The organism is Pseudoxanthomonas fibrivorans (assembly GCF_041464125.1).
In the GTDB taxonomy this organism is placed as follows: Bacteria; Pseudomonadota; Gammaproteobacteria; order Xanthomonadales; family Xanthomonadaceae; genus Pseudoxanthomonas.
Genome location: NZ_JBGNUG010000001.1, coordinates 1,481,483 through 1,500,875, shown reverse-complemented (window position 1 = coordinate 1,500,875; position 19,393 = coordinate 1,481,483). Strand labels below are relative to the sequence as shown.

17 protein-coding genes are annotated in these 19,393 nt (G+C 71.1%); 14 read left to right on the top strand and 3 right to left on the bottom strand.

The window, feature by feature from the left end; translation table 11 throughout:
• The first annotated feature begins 54 nt into the window (after positions 1-54).
• The 8 genes from ACA089_RS07055 (at position 55) to ACA089_RS07020 (ending at position 5,516) form a co-directional block, all read left to right on the top strand.
• A complete protein-coding gene (locus tag ACA089_RS07055) occupies positions 55-879 on the top strand; it encodes an aminotransferase class IV (RefSeq protein WP_372014986.1) in 825 nt (274 codons plus the stop codon).
• 153 nt (positions 880-1,032) lie between these two features.
• Positions 1,033-1,293 (top strand): 30S ribosomal protein S16, encoded by a 261-nt coding sequence (gene rpsP, locus ACA089_RS07050; RefSeq protein WP_372014983.1) that lies wholly within the window; start codon positions 1,033-1,035, stop codon positions 1,291-1,293.
• Between the two features lie 55 nt (positions 1,294-1,348).
• Positions 1,349-1,879 (top strand): ribosome maturation factor RimM, encoded by a 531-nt coding sequence (gene rimM / locus ACA089_RS07045; RefSeq protein WP_372014982.1) that lies wholly within the window; start codon positions 1,349-1,351, stop codon positions 1,877-1,879.
• A gap of 61 nt (positions 1,880-1,940) precedes the next feature.
• The gene (gene trmD / locus ACA089_RS07040; RefSeq protein ID WP_372014979.1) at positions 1,941-2,708 is read left to right on the top strand and encodes a tRNA (guanosine(37)-N1)-methyltransferase TrmD; all 768 of its coding nucleotides are present in this window, start codon (positions 1,941-1,943) and stop codon (positions 2,706-2,708) included.
• A gap of 155 nt (positions 2,709-2,863) precedes the next feature.
• Positions 2,864-3,259 carry a 50S ribosomal protein L19 gene (rplS, locus tag ACA089_RS07035; RefSeq protein ID WP_372014976.1) on the top strand — a complete coding sequence of 132 codons (396 nt, stop codon included), beginning with the start codon at positions 2,864-2,866 and terminating at the stop codon, positions 3,257-3,259.
• 157 nt (positions 3,260-3,416) lie between these two features.
• A complete protein-coding gene (locus tag ACA089_RS07030; protein WP_372014973.1) occupies positions 3,417-4,448 on the top strand; it encodes an alpha/beta hydrolase in 1,032 nt (343 codons plus the stop codon).
• 217 nt (positions 4,449-4,665) lie between these two features.
• A complete protein-coding gene (locus tag ACA089_RS07025) occupies positions 4,666-4,959 on the top strand; it encodes a hypothetical protein (RefSeq protein WP_372014970.1) in 294 nt (97 codons plus the stop codon).
• Positions 4,960-5,099: 140 nt separating this feature from the next.
• Positions 5,100-5,516, top strand: a complete 417-nt coding sequence (locus tag ACA089_RS07020) for an RNA-binding S4 domain-containing protein (RefSeq protein ID WP_372017692.1) — start codon at positions 5,100-5,102, stop codon at positions 5,514-5,516.
• Positions 5,517-5,529: 13 nt separating this feature from the next.
• Here the strand turns inward: ACA089_RS07020 and ACA089_RS07015 are convergent, their stop codons facing one another.
• Complete coding sequence (locus tag ACA089_RS07015; protein WP_372014967.1) at positions 5,530-6,135, bottom strand: DUF937 domain-containing protein; 606 nt, start codon at positions 6,133-6,135, stop codon at positions 5,530-5,532.
• 165 nt (positions 6,136-6,300) lie between these two features.
• Positions 6,301-8,538 carry a catalase/peroxidase HPI gene (katG, locus tag ACA089_RS07010; RefSeq protein WP_372014965.1) on the bottom strand — a complete coding sequence of 746 codons (2,238 nt, stop codon included), beginning with the start codon at positions 8,536-8,538 and terminating at the stop codon, positions 6,301-6,303.
• Positions 8,539-9,059: 521 nt separating this feature from the next.
• On the opposite strand from katG, the gene ACA089_RS07005 reads away from it, so the two are divergent.
• From ACA089_RS07005 to ACA089_RS06995, 3 genes are all read left to right on the top strand, one after another.
• The gene (locus ACA089_RS07005; RefSeq protein ID WP_372014962.1) at positions 9,060-9,752 is read left to right on the top strand and encodes a helix-turn-helix transcriptional regulator; all 693 of its coding nucleotides are present in this window, start codon (positions 9,060-9,062) and stop codon (positions 9,750-9,752) included.
• A gap of 427 nt (positions 9,753-10,179) precedes the next feature.
• Complete coding sequence (locus tag ACA089_RS07000; RefSeq protein ID WP_372014960.1) at positions 10,180-10,824, top strand: glutathione S-transferase family protein; 645 nt, start codon at positions 10,180-10,182, stop codon at positions 10,822-10,824.
• Positions 10,825-10,838: 14 nt separating this feature from the next.
• Positions 10,839-11,243 (top strand): GFA family protein, encoded by a 405-nt coding sequence (locus ACA089_RS06995; RefSeq protein WP_372014957.1) that lies wholly within the window; start codon positions 10,839-10,841, stop codon positions 11,241-11,243.
• Positions 11,244-11,430: 187 nt separating this feature from the next.
• Here the strand turns inward: ACA089_RS06995 and mutS are convergent, their stop codons facing one another.
• Positions 11,431-14,040, bottom strand: a complete 2,610-nt coding sequence (gene mutS, locus ACA089_RS06990; protein WP_372014954.1) for a DNA mismatch repair protein MutS — start codon at positions 14,038-14,040, stop codon at positions 11,431-11,433.
• 219 nt (positions 14,041-14,259) lie between these two features.
• Between mutS and ACA089_RS06985 the strand changes: the two genes are divergently transcribed.
• The 3 genes from ACA089_RS06985 to ACA089_RS06975 all read left to right on the top strand — a co-directional run bounded on the left by ACA089_RS06985 (position 14,260) and on the right by ACA089_RS06975 (position 19,366).
• Positions 14,260-15,465 (top strand): dipeptidase, encoded by a 1,206-nt coding sequence (locus ACA089_RS06985; protein ID WP_372014952.1) that lies wholly within the window; start codon positions 14,260-14,262, stop codon positions 15,463-15,465.
• Between the two features lie 92 nt (positions 15,466-15,557).
• Complete coding sequence (locus ACA089_RS06980; protein WP_372014949.1) at positions 15,558-16,631, top strand: cation diffusion facilitator family transporter; 1,074 nt, start codon at positions 15,558-15,560, stop codon at positions 16,629-16,631.
• 182 nt (positions 16,632-16,813) lie between these two features.
• Positions 16,814-19,366, top strand: a complete 2,553-nt coding sequence (locus ACA089_RS06975; RefSeq protein ID WP_372014946.1) for a TonB-dependent receptor — start codon at positions 16,814-16,816, stop codon at positions 19,364-19,366.
• Positions 19,367-19,393 lie beyond the last annotated feature (27 nt).

The window sequence follows — 19,393 nt, the reverse complement described above, 5'->3', positions numbered from 1 at the left end:
CCGCACGGTAGCGACGCGCCCGGTGAGCGGCGCAGGCCGCCCGGCATGCGCGCCATGACCGCCCCGTTCACGCCCGCGTCATTGCTCAACGGCGCGCCCGCCGAGGATGCCGCGGCGTTGCGCGCGCTGGCGCAGGTCAACTACGGCCACTTCACCTCGCTGCAGGTGCGCGGCAGCGCCGCGCAGGGCCTGGACCTGCATTTCGCGCGCCTTGCCGAAGGTTCGGCCGCGCTGTTCGATGCCGCGTTCGACACCTTGGCGGTGCGTGGCTGGATGCGCCAGGCCGCACGGGCCGCCGGTGGCGACGGCTCGATGCGGGTCACGGTGTTCGCGCGCGATTTCGACCACCGGCGGCCACTGCAGCCGGTCCGGACCGACGTACTGGTCACGGTGGCCGGCCTGCCGCCCGCGCCGCGTCCGCTGCGGGTGCAGTTGCGCCCGTTCCTGCGCCCGGTGCCGGAACTCAAGCATGTCGGCACGTTCCCCTTGCTCCACCACCGTCGCGAGGCGCTGAAGGCCGGCTACGACGACGCCCTGTTCGTCGATGGCGAGGGCGAGCAGGCGAGGGTGGCCGAAGGCTCGGTCTGGAATATCGGCTTCTGGGACGGGAACCAGGTCGTCTGGCCACAGGCGCCGGCGTTGCGCGGAACCACCGAGCGGCTGCTGCAGGCCGGGTTGCAGGCGGCGGGCGTCGGGCAGGTCGTCCGCCCGGTCAGGGTGGCCGAACTGGCCGGCTTCCGGGCGGCCTTCGCCGCCAACGCCAACGGGTTGCAGCCGATCCTGGCGATCGGCACGGTCCAGTACGCACCGGGTGCCCATGCGCACCTCGATGGCCTGTTGCAGGCTGCCCTCCGGCATGCCGCCTGGGAGCCGCTGTAGGCCGAGGACCTGGCGGATGCCACCTGCGTGCCTGAACGCGGCGGGGCATGTGTGGTCCGTGGGGCCGGGGCTGGTTGTCCGAGGCGCTTCAGTGACTTACAATTCGCGGCTTACCTCGCCACCCTGGCGACTGGGCAACACCGAGAAACCACCATGGTCAAGATCCGTCTCACCCGCGGCGGCGCGAAGAAGCGTCCGTTCTACCACATCATCGTCACCGACTCGCGCAGCGCCCGCGACGGCCGCAACATCGAGCGCGTGGGTTACTACAACCCGGTCGCTTCCGGCAACGAGCCGCGCATCGTGCTGGACACCGCCCGCGTCGACCATTGGGTCGGCAATGGCGCCCAGCTGACCGACAAGGTCCGCAACCTGTACAAGGAAGCGACCAAGGCCCAGGCGGCCGCGGCCTGATCCAGGCGGGCCACCGGCGAGCCTGGTGGCCCTGGTCCGCTTCAGAACGGACTCCATGAACGACGACGTGCGCTCCACTCCGCCCCGCAAGCTGATCCTGCTGGGCGCTGTGTCGGGCGCCGTCGGCTTGCGTGGCGAAGTGAAGCTGCTGTCGTGGACCGACCCGCGCGCGGCGATTTTCCGCTACCAGCCCTGGATCCTGCGCGCCCCCGGCGGTGCCGAGCGCGAAGTGCAGGGCGCGCGCGGCCGCGATACCGGCAAGCACGTCGTCGCCACCCTGCCGGGCATCGGCGACCGCGATGCCGCCGAAGCGCTGCGCGGGACGGAGATCCTGGTCCCGCGCGAAGCGCTGCCGCCCCCTGCGCCGGGCGAGTACTACTGGGTCGACCTGGAAGGCCTGCGCGTGGTCACGGTCGAGGGCGTCGCCCTGGGCGAGGTCTCGCACCTGCTGTCCACCGGGGCCAATGACGTGATGGTGGTGCGCGGCGAGCGCGAGCGCATGCTCCCGTTCGTCCAGCCCGACTACGTGAAGTCGGTCGATTTCGACGCCGGCACGATCACGGTCGACTGGGATCCGGAATTCTGAGCACCGACCGCCGGGCCTGGCGGTGAGGTGCAAGCAAAGCCGGTCCCCGGCGGGAGTCGCGATGCGCATCGACGTCGTCAGCCTGTTTCCCGAGTTCGTCGACCAGTGCGCCGCGTTCGGCGTGGTCGGCCGCGCGCGCGAACGCGGGCTGCTGTCGCTGCATGGCTGGAATCCGCGCGACCACGCCGAAGGCAACTACCGCAAGGTGGACGACCGCACCTTCGGCGGCGGGCCGGGCATGGTCATGCTGGTCGAGCCGCTGCGCCGCTGCCTGGCGGCGATGCGCGAGGCCGACCCGGTGCGCCCGCACGTGGTCTACCTGAGCCCGCAGGGACGCCGGCTGGACCAGGCCAGGGTCCGCGAACTCGCCGCGCTGCCGAGGCTGGCGCTGCTGTGCGGCCGCTACGAGGGCGTGGACGAGCGCCTGGTCCAGGCCGAGGTCGACGAGGAGCTGTCGATCGGCGACTACGTCCTGTCGGGCGGCGAGCTGGGCGCGGCGGTGGTCGTGGATGCGGTCGCCCGTCTGCAGGACGGGGTCCTGAACGACGCAGGGTCGGCCGACCAGGACAGTTTCGAGGACGGCCTGCTGGACTGCCCGCACTACAGCCACCCGGTCGAGCACGCCTATGGCACGGTGCCGGAGGTGCTGCGGTCCGGCAACCATGCGGCCATCGCCCGCTGGCGCCGGCAGCAGGCGCTGGGCCGGACCTGGCTGCGGCGTCCGGACCTGCTCGAGGGCCGGGTCCTGTCGAAGTCCGACCAGAAGCTGCTGGACGACTGGCGCCTCGAGCGCGCCGGGGACGCCCCGGACGGAAACCCGGGCGGGTAGCCCCGGGCCGCCGAAGCCGCTACAATGCCGGGTTCCTGCGGGCGGTTCCGCCCGGACTGGACCCCATAACAATCACGTGCGGCGCAATCCTGCGACCGCATCGGCCCGAGTTGTCGACCACGACACGCCCACCCGAACACATTGAGTCGGTCACCATGAGCAAGCTGAACAAGTCCATCGTCGCGGAATTCGAATCCGCCCAGATCACCCGCGAACTGCCGAAGTTCAGCCAGGGCGACACCGTCGTGGTGAACGTCAAGGTCAAGGAAGGCAACCGCGAGCGCGTGCAGGCCTACGAAGGCGTGGTCATCGCGATCAAGAACGCCGGCCTGAACTCCTCGTTCACCGTGCGCAAGATCTCGCACGGCTACGGCGTCGAGCGCGTGTTCCAGAGCCACAGCGCCACCATCGACTCGGTCGACGTGAAGCGCCGCGGCAAGGTCCGCGCCGGCAAGCTGTACTACCTGCGTGGCCTGGAAGGCAAGGCCGCCCGCATCAAGGAAGACCTGGCCGCCGTGGCCAAGGCCAAGGCCGAGAAGGCCGCGGGCTGATCGCCGCTTCCCCGGATGCACCGCAACGGCCGCCGCGAGGCGGCCGTTTGCATTTCGGGAGATGGGTGGGGTCGGGAGACGGGCCCGGGCCGAATCGACCGGGCGCGCCGCGCCCCTGGCAGGTCCGATCGGCGACGGGTGGTTCTATGATCCGCGCATGTGGAAACTGCCTGCCCTCGTGTCCGTGGTCCTCGCCCTGGGCGCCATGCCGGAGGCGAGTGGACAGGACGGCCCGAAGATCGAGGTTCTCGATGCGCTGTCGCCGCTGGCGACGTCGCAACAGCTGACCGCCCGCCTGCTGACGCCGCTCATGCAGGACAAAATCGCCCGGTTCCGCGCCGCGAGCGGGGTGGAGCTCAAGGAGCAGAGCCTGGGCGCCGGCCGCGAGAAGGTCCGGGTATGGGTGCCGGACCATCCGCCGGGCGAGCGGCTCGGGATACTCGTGTTCATGTGGCCGGCGGAAGGAATCGAGCCGCCCCCCGACTGGTGGAGGATGCTGCGCGAGCAGCGCCTGGTCTACGTCGCCCCGATGGAGACCGGAAACACCGAGAACGTCTTCGACCGTCGCGTGCCCCTGGCGCTCCACGCCTACGAATACGCCCGCAGCCGCTTCGACATCGACGAGGCCCGCGTCTTCATCGGCGGGTTCTCGGGCGGCTCGCGCGTGGCCCAGCGGGTCGCGCTCGCCTATCCGGACGTGTTCCGCGGGGTCATGCTGGTCGGGGGGAGTGATCCCATCGGCACGGCCGGCTTCACCCCGCCCGAGGCTTCGCTGATGTCGCTGTTCCAGACGCGCAGCCGGATCGTGTACGCGACCGGGGACCGCGACCTGCCGAACCGGGCCAAGGACGAGCGCACCCGGCGCTCGTTCGAAGCGCTCTGCGTCGCGGGGGTCGTGCAGGTCAGCCAGCCCAGACTGGACCACTGGGTGCCGGACGGGCGCGGGTTGCGCAAGGCTCTGGTAGCGCTGCAGTCGCCGTCGCTGGCCGAAGCCACCGAGGGCGCCTGCCGCCAAGGGCTGGCGCAGCGGGTGGAGCAGGAGCTGGCCGGTGTCGAGTCGCTGGTGGCGCAGGGCAGGGCAGAGGACGCGCGCGCGCGCCTGGTTGCGATCGACGCCATGTATGGCGGTCTCGCGGCGCCCCGCAGCGTGGAACTCGCACGACGACTGGAAGGGCCCGTCACGCCCTGAGCGGCGCTACGGGAGCGAAAGCCTGGCGCGTATCGATGGGCCTGCGTCCCCCGGACGATTGCGTCCCGCCGGTGGGGGCGGCATGTCGCCGTCGCGGCGCAGCCCTCCGACGGCCAACGCCGTGCGGCGCGTGGCGCGATCGGTCCACGACGGCAGATGCGCTCGCCACGATGGAATCGGGTGCACACTGTCCACGGAGCGATCGCGGAGCGAAGTCATGACGCAAGGCAACCGGACCTGGGCGGCGCTGGTCGCGCTGGCGCTGCTGGGGGTCGGGGGATGCGCGGGAGGCCCGGGCCACGCCCAGCTCGACTCGACCGACTCCTTCTGCGCGAGCCAGTATCGCGAACACCAGGCCGCGCCGCCGCCGCCCCCCGGCCTGTCGCGCGAGGAACGCGACCGGTACGAGGAGCGCGCGCGGGACTATCATGTTTCCCGGCAATGCCAGCAGGCGCACGCGGAGGCGGCCAGGCACGCGATCCCCGCCGTGCCGAAGCCGCGGGCGCGTTGAACGACCGGAGCACCACATGGGACATGGACAACGAACGCCGGCCGGCCGGCGTCCCCGCGAAGGCGGCGATCGCATCCCGCCGCCTCGCGAAAGCGCGGCGCCTCCGCCAGCAGGACGGCATCGATCCGGTCGCGTGGCGCATGACTGACGCCGTCGCCGACGCCGGATCGATCGCGCAGGTGCGGCTGGATGTCTGGCTGTGGGCCGCCCGCTTCTTCAGGACACGCAGCCTGGCCAAGCAGGCGGTGGAGACGGGCAAGGTCGACGTCGCCGGCCAGCGGGCGAAGTCGTCGCGCGCGGTCCGCGTCGGCGAGTCGCTGCGGGTTTCCCGCGGCGAGGAAACGTTCGAGGTAGTGGTGCGGGCGCTGAGCGACTCCCGCGGACCGGCACCTGTGGCCCGGACGCTGTACGAGGAAACCGCCGGGTCGATCCAGCGCCGCGAGCAGCAGCGCCTGCAACGGGCGGCGATGCGCGACGGTTACCGTCCGCCCGAACACAAGCCGGACAAGCGCGCGCGCCGCCTGATCCAGGCGCTCGGCGACATCGACGCCTCCTAGGGCGCGTTCGCGGTCAGCGGTTCCCGCCGAACAGCCCCGCGCCCAGCTTCAGCAGGTCGCCCGCGTCCACGTCGCCGTCGCCGTCCTGGTCGAGGAGCGCGTCGAGCGCCCCGCCGCCCGCCTGCTGGCGCACCTGGCTGCGTTCCTGCCCGAGCAGCTGGCCGAGGCTGCCGGCGTCGAGTCCCTGGCGCGTGCTGCGGTTGGCCAGGAACGACATCACGATCGGCGCGAGCATGGCGAGCAGTTGCATCGCCTGGCCGCTGCCCATTCCGGTGGCGCGGCCGAGGCCTTGCGCCGCCCTCGGCTGGCCGCCGCCGAGGATGTGGCCGAGGATGGCGGCACCATCGGTCTGGCGCGTCGTCGTCCCGCCGAGCACCGTCCCCAGCACGCTGGCGATGTCCATGCCGCCGCCGTGGTCGCGCTGCAATGCGCCGAACAGCGCGTCCGCCCCTTCCGGCCGGGCGGTGTTGCGGCCCAGCGCGCCGAGCAGCAGGGGCAGGGCGGCGGCCACGGCGTTGCCGGTCTGCGCCGGGTCGGTCCCGAGCTGGCGCGACAGTTGCTGCAGCGGCGCGCCCTGCAGCTGGGCAAGCAGTTCCTGGGTAAGCAGAGGCTGGTTCATGGCGCGGTCCTTCCCGGTCGGGAAAAGCACCATACGCCTCTTGCGCCCGGCTGGCGCACGCCTGCCGACCGGCGGCCGCGGGCCGTGGCGCGCAGCCTGCGACGCGCCGGAACGGAGCGGCCTGGCGCATGCCGCGCCAGGCCGGACGCTGCCCCGGATGGCGGATCAGCGCAGGTCGAAGCGGTCCAGTTCCATCACCTTGTGCCAGGCGGCGACGAAATCGTTGACGAACTTCTCCTGGCCATCGGCGCTGGCGTATACCTCGGCCAGTGCGCGCAGCACCGAGTTGGAACCGAACACCAGGTCGACGCGCGTGCCGGTCCATCTCGCCTGGCCGCTGCTGCGGTCGCGGCCCTCGTAGCCGTTGGCGCCGGTGGCCTTCCACTCCGTGCGCATGTCGAGCAGGTTGCGGAAGAAGTCGTTGCTCAGCACGCCCGGGCGGTCGGTGAAGACGCCGGCCTTCGATCCGTCGGCATTGGCGCCCAGCACGCGCAGGCCACCGACCAGTGCGGTCATCTGCGGCGCGGTCAGGGTCAGCAGCTGCGCGCGGTCGACCAGCAAATGCTCGGCCGGCACCGCCGATGCGGACTTGAGGTAGTTGCGGAAGCCGTCGGCGAACGGCTCCAGCAGCGCAAACGACTCGACGTCGGTCTGGTCCTGGCGCGCATCGGTGCGCCCGGGCGAGAACGGCACGCTGACCGTCACGCCCGCGGCCCTGGCCGCCTGCTCCACGCCCACGCCACCGGCCAGCACGATCAGGTCGGCCAGCGAAACCTTCTTGCCGCCGCTGGCGTCGATGTTGAAGTCGGCCTGGATGCGCTTGAGCGCCCTGAGCACCTTGTCCAGCTGCGCGGGCTGGTTGACCTCCCAGTCCTTCTGCGGGGCAAGCGCGATGCGCGCGCCGTTGGCGCCGCCGCGCTTGTCGCCGCCGCGGAAGGTGGAGGCCGACGCCCACGCGGTGGACACCAGCTCGGCCACCGTCAGGCCGGCGTCGGCGATCTTCGTCTTCAGCGCGTCGATGTCGGCCGCCTCGACCAGCGGATGGTCGACCTCCGGCACCGGGTCCTGCCAGATCAGCTCTTCCTTCGGCACCTCCGGGCCGAGGTAGCGCGCACGCGGCCCCATGTCGCGGTGGGTCAGCTTGAACCAGGCGCGGGCGAAGGCATCGGCGAACGCCTGCGGGTTCTCCAGGAAGCGCCTGGAGATCGGCCCGTAGACCGGGTCGAAGCGCAGCGACAGGTCGGTGGTGAGCATCTTCGGGCGATGCTTCTTCGACGCGTCGTGCGCGTCGGGAATGAGGTCGCCGGCGTCCTTGGCCACCCACTGCTGGGCGCCGGCCGGCGACTTCTCCAGCTCCCACTCGAAGCCGAACAGGTTCTCGAAGAAGTTGTTGCTCCACAGCGCCGGCGTCTTCGTCCAGGTGACTTCCAGGCCGGAGGTGATGGTGTCGCCGCCCTTGCCGCTGCCGTGCCGGTTGCGCCAGCCGAAGCCCTGTAGTTCCAGGTCGGCCGCTTCGGGTTCCACGCCGACGTTGTCGGCGCTGGCCGCGCCATGGGTCTTGCCGAAGCTGTGGCCACCGGCGATCAGGGCCACGGTCTCCTCGTCGTCCATGGCCATGCGGCCGAAGGTGTCGCGGATGTCCTTGGCCGCCAGCAGTGGGTCGGGGTTGCCGTCCGGACCTTCCGGGTTCACATAGATCAGGCCCATCTGCACCGCCGCGAGCGGGTTCTCCAGGTCGCGGGTGTGCCTGACCATGCTGTCGTCCTCGGACACCAGCACCGCGTGCTCGGCCACGCCCGGCGAACCGCGCGAATAGCGCTCGTCGCCGCCGAGCCACTTGGTCTCGCGGCCCCAGTACACGTCCAGGTCCGGCTCCCAGGTGTCCTCGCGGCCGGCGCCGAAGCCGAAGGTGCGGAAGCCCATCGTCTCCAGCGCCACGTTGCCGGCCAGGATCATCAGGTCGGCCCAGGAGATCTTCTGCCCGTACTTCTGCTTGACCGGCCACAGCAGGCGGCGCGCCTTGTCCAGGCTGACGTTGTCCGGCCAGCTGTTGAGCGGGGCGAAGCGCTGCTGGCCGCGGCCGCCGCCGCCGCGGCCGTCGCCGATGCGGTAGGTGCCGGCGCTGTGCCACGCCATGCGGATCATCAGGCCGCCGTAATGGCCGAAGTCGGCCGGCCACCAGTCCTGCGAATCGGTCATCAGCGCGCGCAGGTCCTTCTTCAGCTCGTGGTAGTCGAGCTTCTTGAACTCGGCGGCGTAGTCGAAGCCTTCATCCAGCGGATTGGAGCGCGCCGAATGCTGGTTGAGCAGGTCCAGGCGCAGCTGGTTGGGCCACCAGTGGCGATTGCTGGTGCCACCGCCGGCGGCGGCGTGGTCGAACGGGCACTTCTTTTCGGTGGACATGGGTGGACGGCCTCGTGACGGGCACTCGACGGCGATCCCGTGCGGGAGCCGAATGCGGATGGATACGTGGACGCGGTGCAGGCGGAGATGCCCGCACCACAGGCGGGCTCAGCAGGCAGGTGGGGAAGAAGACCGGCCCGATGGGTTGGCGGGGCGAACGCGCTGCGTGCGCGGGAAGCGGGGATCGGACGGCTTGCTCATGGCGGGCTCCTCCTTTCGGCCGTGAACGGCGAGTCGAAGACAGCGTAGGCGGCGACTGCGATCAATAAAAATCGTTTATTGCAAAATCTTCGATAGCGGACGGCTATTGCAGCTGCTGCGCCGCATCAAGGCGCGGGCAGCGCCGCCCCGGCAGCCTACGCCTCGGCCGATGACATCACCACGTCCATCGCCGGCGCTTGCACGGGAATGCCCGATCGATGCGCGGCGGGCCACCCGCCGGCCGCACCGTCGATGCGGTGGGCGTGTGCGCCCCGCGTATTCTGTTCCGCTTCCCGATCCGTCCGCCCGTCCGATCGCAGATGAGCACACGCGCCGCCCGACTGCTGCACCTGCTGGACGACCTGCGCCGCCGCCGCAGGCCGGTGCGCGGCGCGCAGCTCGCCGAACAGCTCGGGATCAGCCTGCGCACGCTCTATCGCGACATCGACGCGTTGCGAGCGCAGGGCGCGGACATCGCCGGCGACCCGGGCGTCGGCTACCAGCTGCGCGCCGGTTTCATGCTGCCGCCGATGATGTTCTCGCCCGACGAGCTGGAAGCGCTGGTGCTCGGCGCGCGCTGGGTCGCGTCGCATGCCGACCCGGAACTGGCGGCCGCGGCGGGGCGTGCGCTGGATCGGGTGGTCGGCGTGCTGCCAGACGGCCTGCGCCTGCAGGTGGAGACCAGCGGCCTGTTCGCCCCGGAGTGGTGCCCGGCGCAACCGGAACCTTGGCTGCCAGCCCTGCGTCGCGCGATCCGCGAGGGCCATGCCGTGCGCATGCATTACCGCGACGGGCAGGGGGCGGCCAGCGAGCGCGTGGTCTGGCCGTTCGCCATGGCGTTCCTCGCCGACATGCGCCTGCTCGCCGCCTGGTGCGAGACCCGCGCGGATTTCCGCCACTTCCGCGCCGACCGCGTGCTGGCGCTGGAGGACACCGGCCAGCGGTATCCGGAGCAGCGCCACCGGCTGATCCGGCGCTGGGAGGAGCAGCGGCTGCGCCGGCCGGGCGGCTGACGCGGGCGGCTTGCGGGCCTCCGGTCGCGGGTGGCTACGACCCGCGCGCCGGCATTGGCGAATCACCGAGTGGGTGCATGGAAACCGCTCGGGCGCGTGATTCCGGTCCGGTAACGCCTCGAAATCATCCGCTCGCCGGTTCCAGACATTGGCACGCGGGTATTTTCCATACGGCCGTGCACGGAAACCGGCGGCGAGCGGTTGTTTTTCCATGCGACCGCGCATGAAAAGCACGCACGCGTTCCAGTCACTCACCTGACAGTTCCAACCCCTCGCGCGCCGGTTCCAGTTGCGGGCTCGCCAGTTCCGGCCCGCTCCAGGGATCCGCTCCCATCGCCCGGGTGCCCCGATGCCGGGCGACGCTGCTGACACCGGCTGTCAGCAGGCGCGGCGCACACTGCCGGCTCTTTCCAGTGACGGAGCCGCCATGAGCAAGACGCTGACCTTCTATACCCACCCGGTGTCCCGCGCCCGCATCGCGCGCTGGATGCTGGAAGAGACCGGCCTGCCGTACGAGGAGGTGGTGGTCGACTTCGGCACCCCGATGAAGTCGCCGGAATACCTGGCGGTCAACCCGATGGGCAAGGTGCCCGCACTCCGGCACGGCGACGTCGTGGTCACCGAGAACGCGGCGGTGTGCGCCTACCTGGCCGAACTGGTGCCGGAGAAGGGCCTCGCGCCGCCGGCCGGTTCGCCGGAGCGGGCCGCCTACTACCGCTGGCTGTTCTTCCTCGCCGGGCCGGTGGAGGCGATGTTCACCGCCAGGCTTGCCGGCGCGTTCGCCGAGCCGATGACCGCCGGCTATGGCAGCGAGGCCGACGTGCTGGGCGTGCTCGAGCAGGCGGTGTCGGGCCGCGAGTTCCTGGCCGGCGACCGCTTCACCGCCGCCGACCTCTACATGGCCGCCTTCCTCGGCTACTACATGATGATCGGCATGCTGGAGAAGCGGCCGGCGTTCGTGGAGTACGCCAGCCGCCATGCGCAGCGCCCGGCGGCGATCGCGGCCAACGCGCGGGACGACGCGCTGGTGCCTGCGCACCCGCATCCGGCGCAGGCCGGCGCCGCGGCCTGACGGGAGGACAGGCCATGGACAAGATCTACCACGGCAGCTGCCATTGCGGCGCGGTCCGCTACCGGGCCACGCTGGACCTGGCCGCGGGCACCGGCAAGTGCAATTGCACCTACTGCAGCAAGGTCCGCAACTGGAGCGCGCGGGCGACGGACTTCGAACTGCTCCAGGTCGAGGCGCTGCTCGGCGACTACGCCAAGGACTGGGGCCAGGGAAACGTGCACCACCGCTTCTGCACGCGCTGCGGCATCACCCTCTACGGGCACGGCTTCATTCCCGAAGCCGGCGGTACGTTCGTGTCGGTGCAGGTGAACACGCTGGACGACGCCAGCATCGACGAACTGGTGTCGGGCCCGGTCAGCTACGCCGATGGGCGGCATGACAACTGGATGAACCGGCCGGCGGATACGCGCGCGATGTGAGCGTGTCCGCCGGCAGGGGATGACGTCCGCTTGGCGGCGGCCTTCGCCGCGATCGCGGGACGGCGGCTTGCGATCCGGCGGTCGAAGGGCGATGCGGGCCGGGTCCGCCGACGGTGACGGACGCCCCGGCCGGATCACGACGTGGGCCTGAACGGGATGCCGGGTGTCCTGCCCGGCATCGCCGCGACTACAGCAGCGACTTCAGCCGGTACAGCGCTTCCAGCGCCTGCTTGGGCGTCAGCTCGTCCGGATCGAGCGCCGCCAGCGCTTCCTGCGCCGCCGACGGCGCGGCGGCGAACAGGCCGAACTGCTGCGGCGCGTCCAGCGCCTGCGGCGCCATTTCCGAGGCATGGCTTTCGCGGCCACGCTGCTCCAGCTCGGCCAGCCGGCGCCGCGCCTGCTGCAGCGTGACCTTCGGCAGGCCGGCCAGCGCCGCCACCTGCAGGCCGAAGCTGCGGTCGGCCGCGCCGTCCTTCACTGCGTGCATGAACACGAGCGCATCGCCATGTTCGACGGCATCGAGGTGCACGTTGGCGATGCCGCCGTCCGGCGTCGCCAGCGCGGTGAGTTCGAAGTAGTGGGTCGCGAACAGGGTCCAGCAGCGGTTGACCGCGGCCAGGTGGCGCGCCACCGCATCGGCCAGGGCCAGGCCGTCGTAGGTCGAGGTGCCGCGGCCGATCTCGTCCATCAGCACCAGCGACTGGCTCGTCGCGTGATGCAGGATGTAGCTGGTCTCGGCCATCTCGACCATGAAGGTCGACTGGCCGCGGGCGAGGTCGTCGCCCGCGCCGATCCGGGTCAGGATCCGGTCGATCGGGCCGATCTGCGCGCGCGACGCGGGCACGAAGCTGCCGATGTGGGCGAGCAGCACGATCAGCGCGTTCTGGCGCATGTAGGTGCTCTTGCCGCCCATGTTCGGGCCGGTGATCACCAGCATCCGCCGCGGCGGCACGTCGGGGTTGTCCTCGACCTCCGCATGCAGGATGAGGTCGTTGGGCTCGAACGGTTCCTCGCGCACCGCCTCGACCACCGGGTGGCGGCCGCGCTCGATCCGCAGGCAGGGGCCCTGCACGAGTTCGGGCCGCGCCCAGTCCAGCGCCTGCGCGCGTTCGGCGAAACCGGCCAGCACGTCCAGCTCGCTGAGCGCGGCGGCGCAGCGCTTGAGCGGCTCGAGCACGCCATTGAGCGCGTCCAGCAGCGCCTCGTACAGGAACTTCTCGCGCGACAGCGAACGGTCGCGCGCCGACAGCACCTTGTCCTCGAACGCCTTCAGCTCCTCGGTGATGTAGCGCTCGGCGCCGGTCAGGGTCTGGCGGCGGGTGTAATGCACCGGCGCCTTGTCGGCCTGGCCCTTGCTGATCTCGATGTAGTAGCCGTGGACGCGGTTGTAGCCGACCTTGAGCGTGGCGATGCCGCTGCTCTCGCGCTCGCGCGCCTCCAGGTCGACCAGGAACTGGTCGGCGTGGGTGGACAGCCGGCGCAGCTCGTCGAGTTCCGCGTCATGGCCTTCGGCGATGACGCCGCCGTCGACCAGCTTCAGCGGCGGCTGCAGCGCGATCGCGCCGGCGAGCAGGTGCGCGGTCTCGTCGTGGCGGCCCATCTCGTCGGCCAGCGCCTGCAGCCGCGGCGAATCCAGCGGGCCCAGCGCCTCGCGCAGCGCCGGCAGCATCGCCAGGCCGTCGCGCAGGGTCGACAGGTCGCGCGGCCGCGCCGAGCGCAGCGCGACGCGGGTGAGGATCCGTTCGATGTCACCGAGCCCGCGGAAGCGCTCGCGCAGGTCGGCGTCTGCGCGGCGTTCGACCAGCGTGGCCACGGCGTGGTGCCGGCCACCGAGCACCGCACGGTCGCGCAGCGGCCGGTGCAGCCAGCGCCGCAGCAGGCGCCCGCCCATCGGCGTGATCGTCGAATCGAGCACGCCGAGCAGGGTGTGGCGGGTGTCGCCGTCGACCCGGCTGTCCAGTTCCAGGTGGCGGCGGGTGGCCGCGTTCATCGCGATCGCGTCGCCCGCGGTCTCCACCGAGATCGAGGTCAGGTGCGGCAGCTGCTGCTTCTGGGTTTCCTCGACGTAGCCCAGCAGCGCGCCGGCGGCGGCCACCGCCAGCGGCTTGTCCTCGATGCCGAAGCCGGTGAGGTCGTGCAGGCCGAAGAAGCGCAGCAGCTGGCGGCGCCCGCTGTCCGGATCGAACAGCCACGGCGGGCGGCGACGCAAGGCGCCGGCGCTCATCGGCGGCAGGCCTTCCTCGTCGGGCACCAGCAGCTCGGCCGGTTCCAGCCGCGCCAGCTCGGCCAGCAGCTGGTCGTCGCTGTCGACCTGGTTGACCAGGAAGCGGCCGCCGGCCAGGTCGGCCCACGCCAGGCCATAGCCCGAACGGCCACGCGAGACGGCCATCAGCAGGGTGTCGCGGCGCTCGTCCAGCAATGCCTCGTCGGTGACCGTGCCGGGGGTGACGATCCGCACGACCTTGCGTTCGACCAGGCCTTTGGCGAGCGCCGGGTCGCCGATCTGCTCGCAGATCGCCACCGATTCGCCCAGCGCGACCAGCCGCGCCAGGTAGCCCTCGTACGCATGCACCGGCACGCCGGCCATCGGGATCGGGGCGCCCCCGGAGCTGCCGCGCTGGGTCAGGGTGATGTCGAGCAGGCGCGCGGCCTTGCGCGCGTCGTCGTAGAACAGCTCGTAGAAGTCGCCCATCCGGAAGAACAGCAGCAGGTCCGGGTAGTCGGACTTGGCCGCGAAGAACTGCTTCATCAGCGGCGTGTGTTCGGGGACGGCGGACGTGTCGGCGGGCTTGGCCATCGGTGCGGCGGCGGGGCAGGGCTGCCGATTGTAATGGCCCGGGTGATGGCCGGCAGGATGCGGGTCGTGTGGCCGCGCGTCCCACGACCGCTGCGGACGCCGCGCGCGCGGCTTCGCACCCGCGGCCGCGATGCCGAGCCGGACGCGGACGCCGACGGTTCCGTGCGGCCGCGGGATGGGGATAGGATCGGGCGTTCCAGAACCGCGCCGGGAGCGCCCATGCCGATCCGCCTTTCCGCCAGCCTGCTTTTCCTCGCCGCGGGCCATGCGCTTGCCGCCGGTCCGGCCACCGATCCGCGCCAGCTCGCCCGCGACGCGGTGATCGTCGACACCCACATCGACGCCCCCGGCGAACTGATGGATGGCTGGCGGGACCTGGGCCAGCTGACGCCCGACCGCGAGTTCGACTACCCGCTCGCGCGCGAAGGCGGGCTGGACGTGGCCTTCATGTCGATCTACACCTCGCCGGGCCAGGACCGGGCGGGGACCGCGCAGGCGATCGCACACAAGCAGATAGATGCGGTCGAGGCGATGGTCGGACGCCACCCGGACCGCTTCGCGCTGCTGGCCTCGCCGGGCGACCTCGAACGCCTGCGGGCCGGCGGCCGCGTGCTGCTGGCGCTGGGCATGGAGAACGGCGCCCCGATCGGTGGCGACCTGGCCGAGCTTGCGCGTTTCCACGCGCGCGGCGTGCGCTACATCACCCTGGCGCACAGCGAGAGCAACCGGATCAGCGACTCGTCCTACGGCCGCCAGCGGCAGTGGCAGGGCCTGAGTCCGTTCGGCCGCGAGGTGGTGGCGGAAATGAACCGGCTCGGGATCATGGTCGACGTCTCCCACCTGTCGGACGACGCGGTGCGCCAGGCCGTCGCGCTGAGCCGGGTGCCGGTGATCGCCAGCCATTCGGGCTTCCGCCACTTCACCCCGGGGTTCGAGCGCAACCTGAGCGACGAGCTGGCCAAGGCCATCGCCGCCCGTGGCGGCGTGGTCCAGGTCACCTTCGGCAGCGCCTTCGTCAATCCGCAGATGGCGGCCGACACCCAGGCCTACTTCGTCGCCGTCGCGGCGCTGGAGCAGCGCAACGCCGCCGCGCGCGCCGCGGGCCGGCCGGAGGAGGACAAGGCCGCGTTCGAGGACGAATGGGAGCGCACGCATCCGCCGCGGCCCACGGCGATCGACGCGGTGGTCGACCAGATCGACTACGGGATCCGGATGCTGGGAATCGACCATGTCGGCCTGGGGTCCGATTTCGACGGCGTGTCCGGCAACCTGCCCGAGGGGCTGCGCACGGTCGCCGACTATCCCAACCTGGTCGCCGCCCTGCAGGCGCGTGGCTATTCCGATGCGGACCTGGAGAAGGTCCTGGGTGGCAACCTGCTGAGGGTCTGGACGGCGGTCGAGGCGGGGAGTGCGTCGAAGCGCTAGGCGGACGGCGGACACGGCGCGCCCGCGGGCATGCGCGGGCGCGCCAGCCGATGTAATAGTCTCCGCCGGATGTCGCCCACGATAGTCGGGGCATGATGCGCGAACACGACGACGGCCCCGAGGGCATGCCGCCCGGCCACGAGCAGGGGCACGGCCACCGCCACGAACCCGTGCACGGCGGCCACGATCACCACGAGCACGAGCACGGGGACCGGCCCGGGTACGGCGGCCACGGCCATTCGCACCACGCCCATGGCGCGCACGGCCACAGCCACGTGCCCGCCGAGATCCGCTTCGAGCGCCCGTTGTGGTGGGCGCTGGGCCTGACCGCGACGGTGCTGCTGGCGGAGGTGGCCGGCGCCTGGCTGACCAACAGCCTGGCGCTGCTCTCCGACGCGGCGCACATGGCCACCGACACGCTGGCCCTGGCCATCGCCCTGGTCGCGGTGCGGCTGGCGCGGCGTCCGCCCGATGCGCGGCGCACCTACGGCTATGCCCGCTTCGAGGCGCTCGGTGCGCTGGCCAACGGCATGCTGCTGTTCGTGCTGGCCGGCTACATCCTGTGGGAAGCGTGGCAGCGGTTCCGTGCGCCGCTCCCGGTGGCCAGCCTCGGCATGCTCGGCGTGGCCGTGGTCGGCCTGGCCTGCAACCTCGCCGCGATGCGGCTGCTGCATGCCGGCAGCGGCCAGAGCCTGAACCTCAAGGGCGCCTACCTGGAGGTCTGGAGCGACATGCTCGGCTCGCTGGCGGTGATCGTGGCGGCGCTGGTGATCCGCTTCACCGGCTGGCTGTGGGTGGACCCGCTGCTGGCGGTGCTGATCGGACTGTGGGTGCTGCCGCGGACGTGGGTGCTGGTGCGCGAGGCGCTCAACGTGCTGATGGAAGGCGTGCCGCCCGGCGTGGAACTGGCTTCGGTGCGGGCCGACCTCGGCGCGCACCCCGGCGTCGCCGGTATCCACGACCTGCATGTTTGGGCGCTGGCCTCCAGGACCCCGGCGATGACCGCGCACGTGGTCGTGGCCCCGCTGGCCGACGCGGCGGTCGTGCGCCGCGAGCTGGTGGCGATGCTGGCGCAACGGCACCGGATCGCGCACGTGACCCTGCAGATGGAAGAGGCCGGGGAGCCGCATTGCGCCGGCGGTGGCTGCAGTCCTGTCTCCGGCTAAATGGGCGGGGGCCCTCCATCCTCAAACCGCCCGCCCCGTATCGCCGCACCGCAAAATGCGGTAATTGTGAAGCCGGTTTAACGTTCGGGCGTGCATACCGTCACGAATGGACGGGCACGCCTGACACGGAAGGACGCAACACCCAAGCAGCATCCGCCATCACAACACCCTGGGGAGGGAACATGGCCTGCTCGAACCTGAAACACACCGGACTGGCGATCGCCGTGGTCGCCGCGCTCTCGGGCATCCCGGCCATCCCGGCGGCGCATGCGCAGCAGGCGGCCACGCCTGCCGCGCAGGAAGAGGAACCGGTCACCCTGTCGACGATGGTGGTGACGGCGCAGAAGCGCGAACAGGCGCTGCAGGAAGTGCCGATCACGGTGAACGTGCTCAGCGAACAGCTGCTGCAGGACACGGGCGTGCGCGACATCAAGGACATGCAGGTGCTGGTACCCGGCCTGACCGTGACCAGCACCCAGAGCGCGGCGCAGACCGTAGCCCGCATCCGCGGCATCGGCACGGTCGGCGACAACCCGGGCCTGGAATCGTCGGTCGGCATCGTGATCGACGGCGTGTACCGCCCGCGCAACAGCGTCGGCTTCACCGACCTGGGCGAGCTGGAGCGGATCGAAGTGCTGAAGGGGCCGCAGGGCACCGTCTTCGGCAAGAACACCTCCGCCGGCGTGATCAGCGTGGTCACCCGCCGCCCGAGCTACACCCAGAGCGCCGAAGGCGAGGTCACCGTCGGCAACTACGGTGCGCTCGGCCTGGCCGGCGCCTACAACGACGCGCTCGGCGAGCACAGCGCGATGCGCATCTACGCCGCGCTGCGCACCCGCGACGGCGTCGACGACGTGCGCACCGGCGGCGGCCCGCGCACCGAGACCGACGACGGCGACCAGAACATGCAGACCCTGCGCGGCCAGCTGCTGTGGGAGCCGGCCGATTCGGTCGAGGTCAACTTCGCCGCCGACTACACCAGCCGCGAGGAGAACTGCTGCGTCACCGTCACCACCGTGCGCGGCCCGACCGCGGCGATCCTCAACGCGCTCACCCCGGGCGGCGAGGCGGTGATCCCGGTGGCCGATCCGGACCGCCGCCTGGCCTACAGCAACCGCAGCACCGAGCAGGACATCAAGGACAAGGGCGTCCAGGCCGAGGTGAACTGGACCACGCCGTGGGCCAACGAGGCGGTGCTGACCTCGATCACCGCCTGGCGCGACTGGCAGGCCATCAACGGCCTGGACTTCGACTACAGCGCCGCCGACGTGCTCTACCGCGCCCCGGACGAGGACGAGTCGCTGACCGCGTTCGAGACCTTCAGCCAGGAGTTCCGCCTGACCGGCTCGAGCGAGACGATCGACTGGATGGTCGGCCTGTTCTATTCGAACGAGGACCTGGACCGCAACGAGACCTACCGCTACGGCGCCGCCTACGAGCCGTACCTGTCGACCGCGCTGATCGGCCAGATCAACCCGGCGCTGGCCCTGCGCCCGGATGCGCCGCTGTTCCTGTCGCAGGCCACCGGCCGCCCGTTCGGCACGCTGTTCCCCGGCCTGGCCACGCTCGATACCTACAAGCAGAACGCCGAAAGTACCGCGATCTTCACCAACAACACCTGGCACGCCACCGACGCGTTCGACGTCACCCTCGGGCTGCGCTACACCAACGAGAAGAAGACGCTCGAGTCCAACTACACCAACCCCAACGGCAGCCTCGCCTGCGCCTCCTACTTCCTGCCCAATGGCCAGGTGAACCCGGCGGCATTGCAGCGGATCGGCGCGGCGCTGGTCTCGCGCGGGGTGCCCGCGGCGGCGGTGCCGACCATCGCGCCGCAGGTGATCGGCTTCACCTGCCTGCCGTGGGCCAACGTGGCCCACAACGGCCGCAGCACCGAGCAGGAGCGCTCGGAGAAGGAGTGGTCCGGCACGCTGAAGCTGTCCTACAACTTCAGCGCCGACGTGATGGCCTACGGCTCGTACGCGCGCGGCTACAAGGCCGGCGGCTTCAACCTCGACCGCGTGCAGTCCTCCAACGGCCTGTCCAGCGGCACCCAGGGCATCATCCCGGTCGACGACACCTCGTTCCCGGGCGAGTTCGTCGACAGCTACGAGCTGGGCACCAAGACCACCTGGGCCGATGGCAACCTGCTGCTCAACGCCGCGCTGTTCTACCAGGAGTACACCGACTTCCAGCTCAACAGCTTCCTGGGCACGAGCTTCGTGGTCCGTTCGATCCCGGAAGTGACCTCGAAGGGCGTGGACGCGGAGATGCTGTGGAACACCGGCATCGACGGCCTGTCGCTGCAGGCCGGCGTGGTCTACGCCGACACCCAGTACGGCGACGATCCGCTGCCCGATGCGGGCCTGGTGCTGCTGCCGGGCAGCCAGATGAGCTTCGCCCCGAAGTGGTCGACCAACGCGAACCTGACCTACGAGTGGGGCATCGGCGCCAACCTGGTCGGCCGCTTCAACATCGGCGCCAAGTACATGTCCGAGTACAACACCGGTTCGGACCTGGACCCGGAGAAGCTGCAGGACGCCTACACGCTGGTCAACGCGCGCATCGGCATCGGCGACCAGGGCCAGCGCTGGTCGCTGGAGCTGTGGGGCCAGAACCTGACCGACGAGACCTACAAGCAGGTGGGCATCGACGCGCCGATCCAGACCGGGTCGTGGAACGCCTTCCTCGGCGCGCCGCGGCTGTACGGCATGACCCTGCGCGTGCGCTACTGATCGCGCAGGCGTAGAGATGGGCAGGGA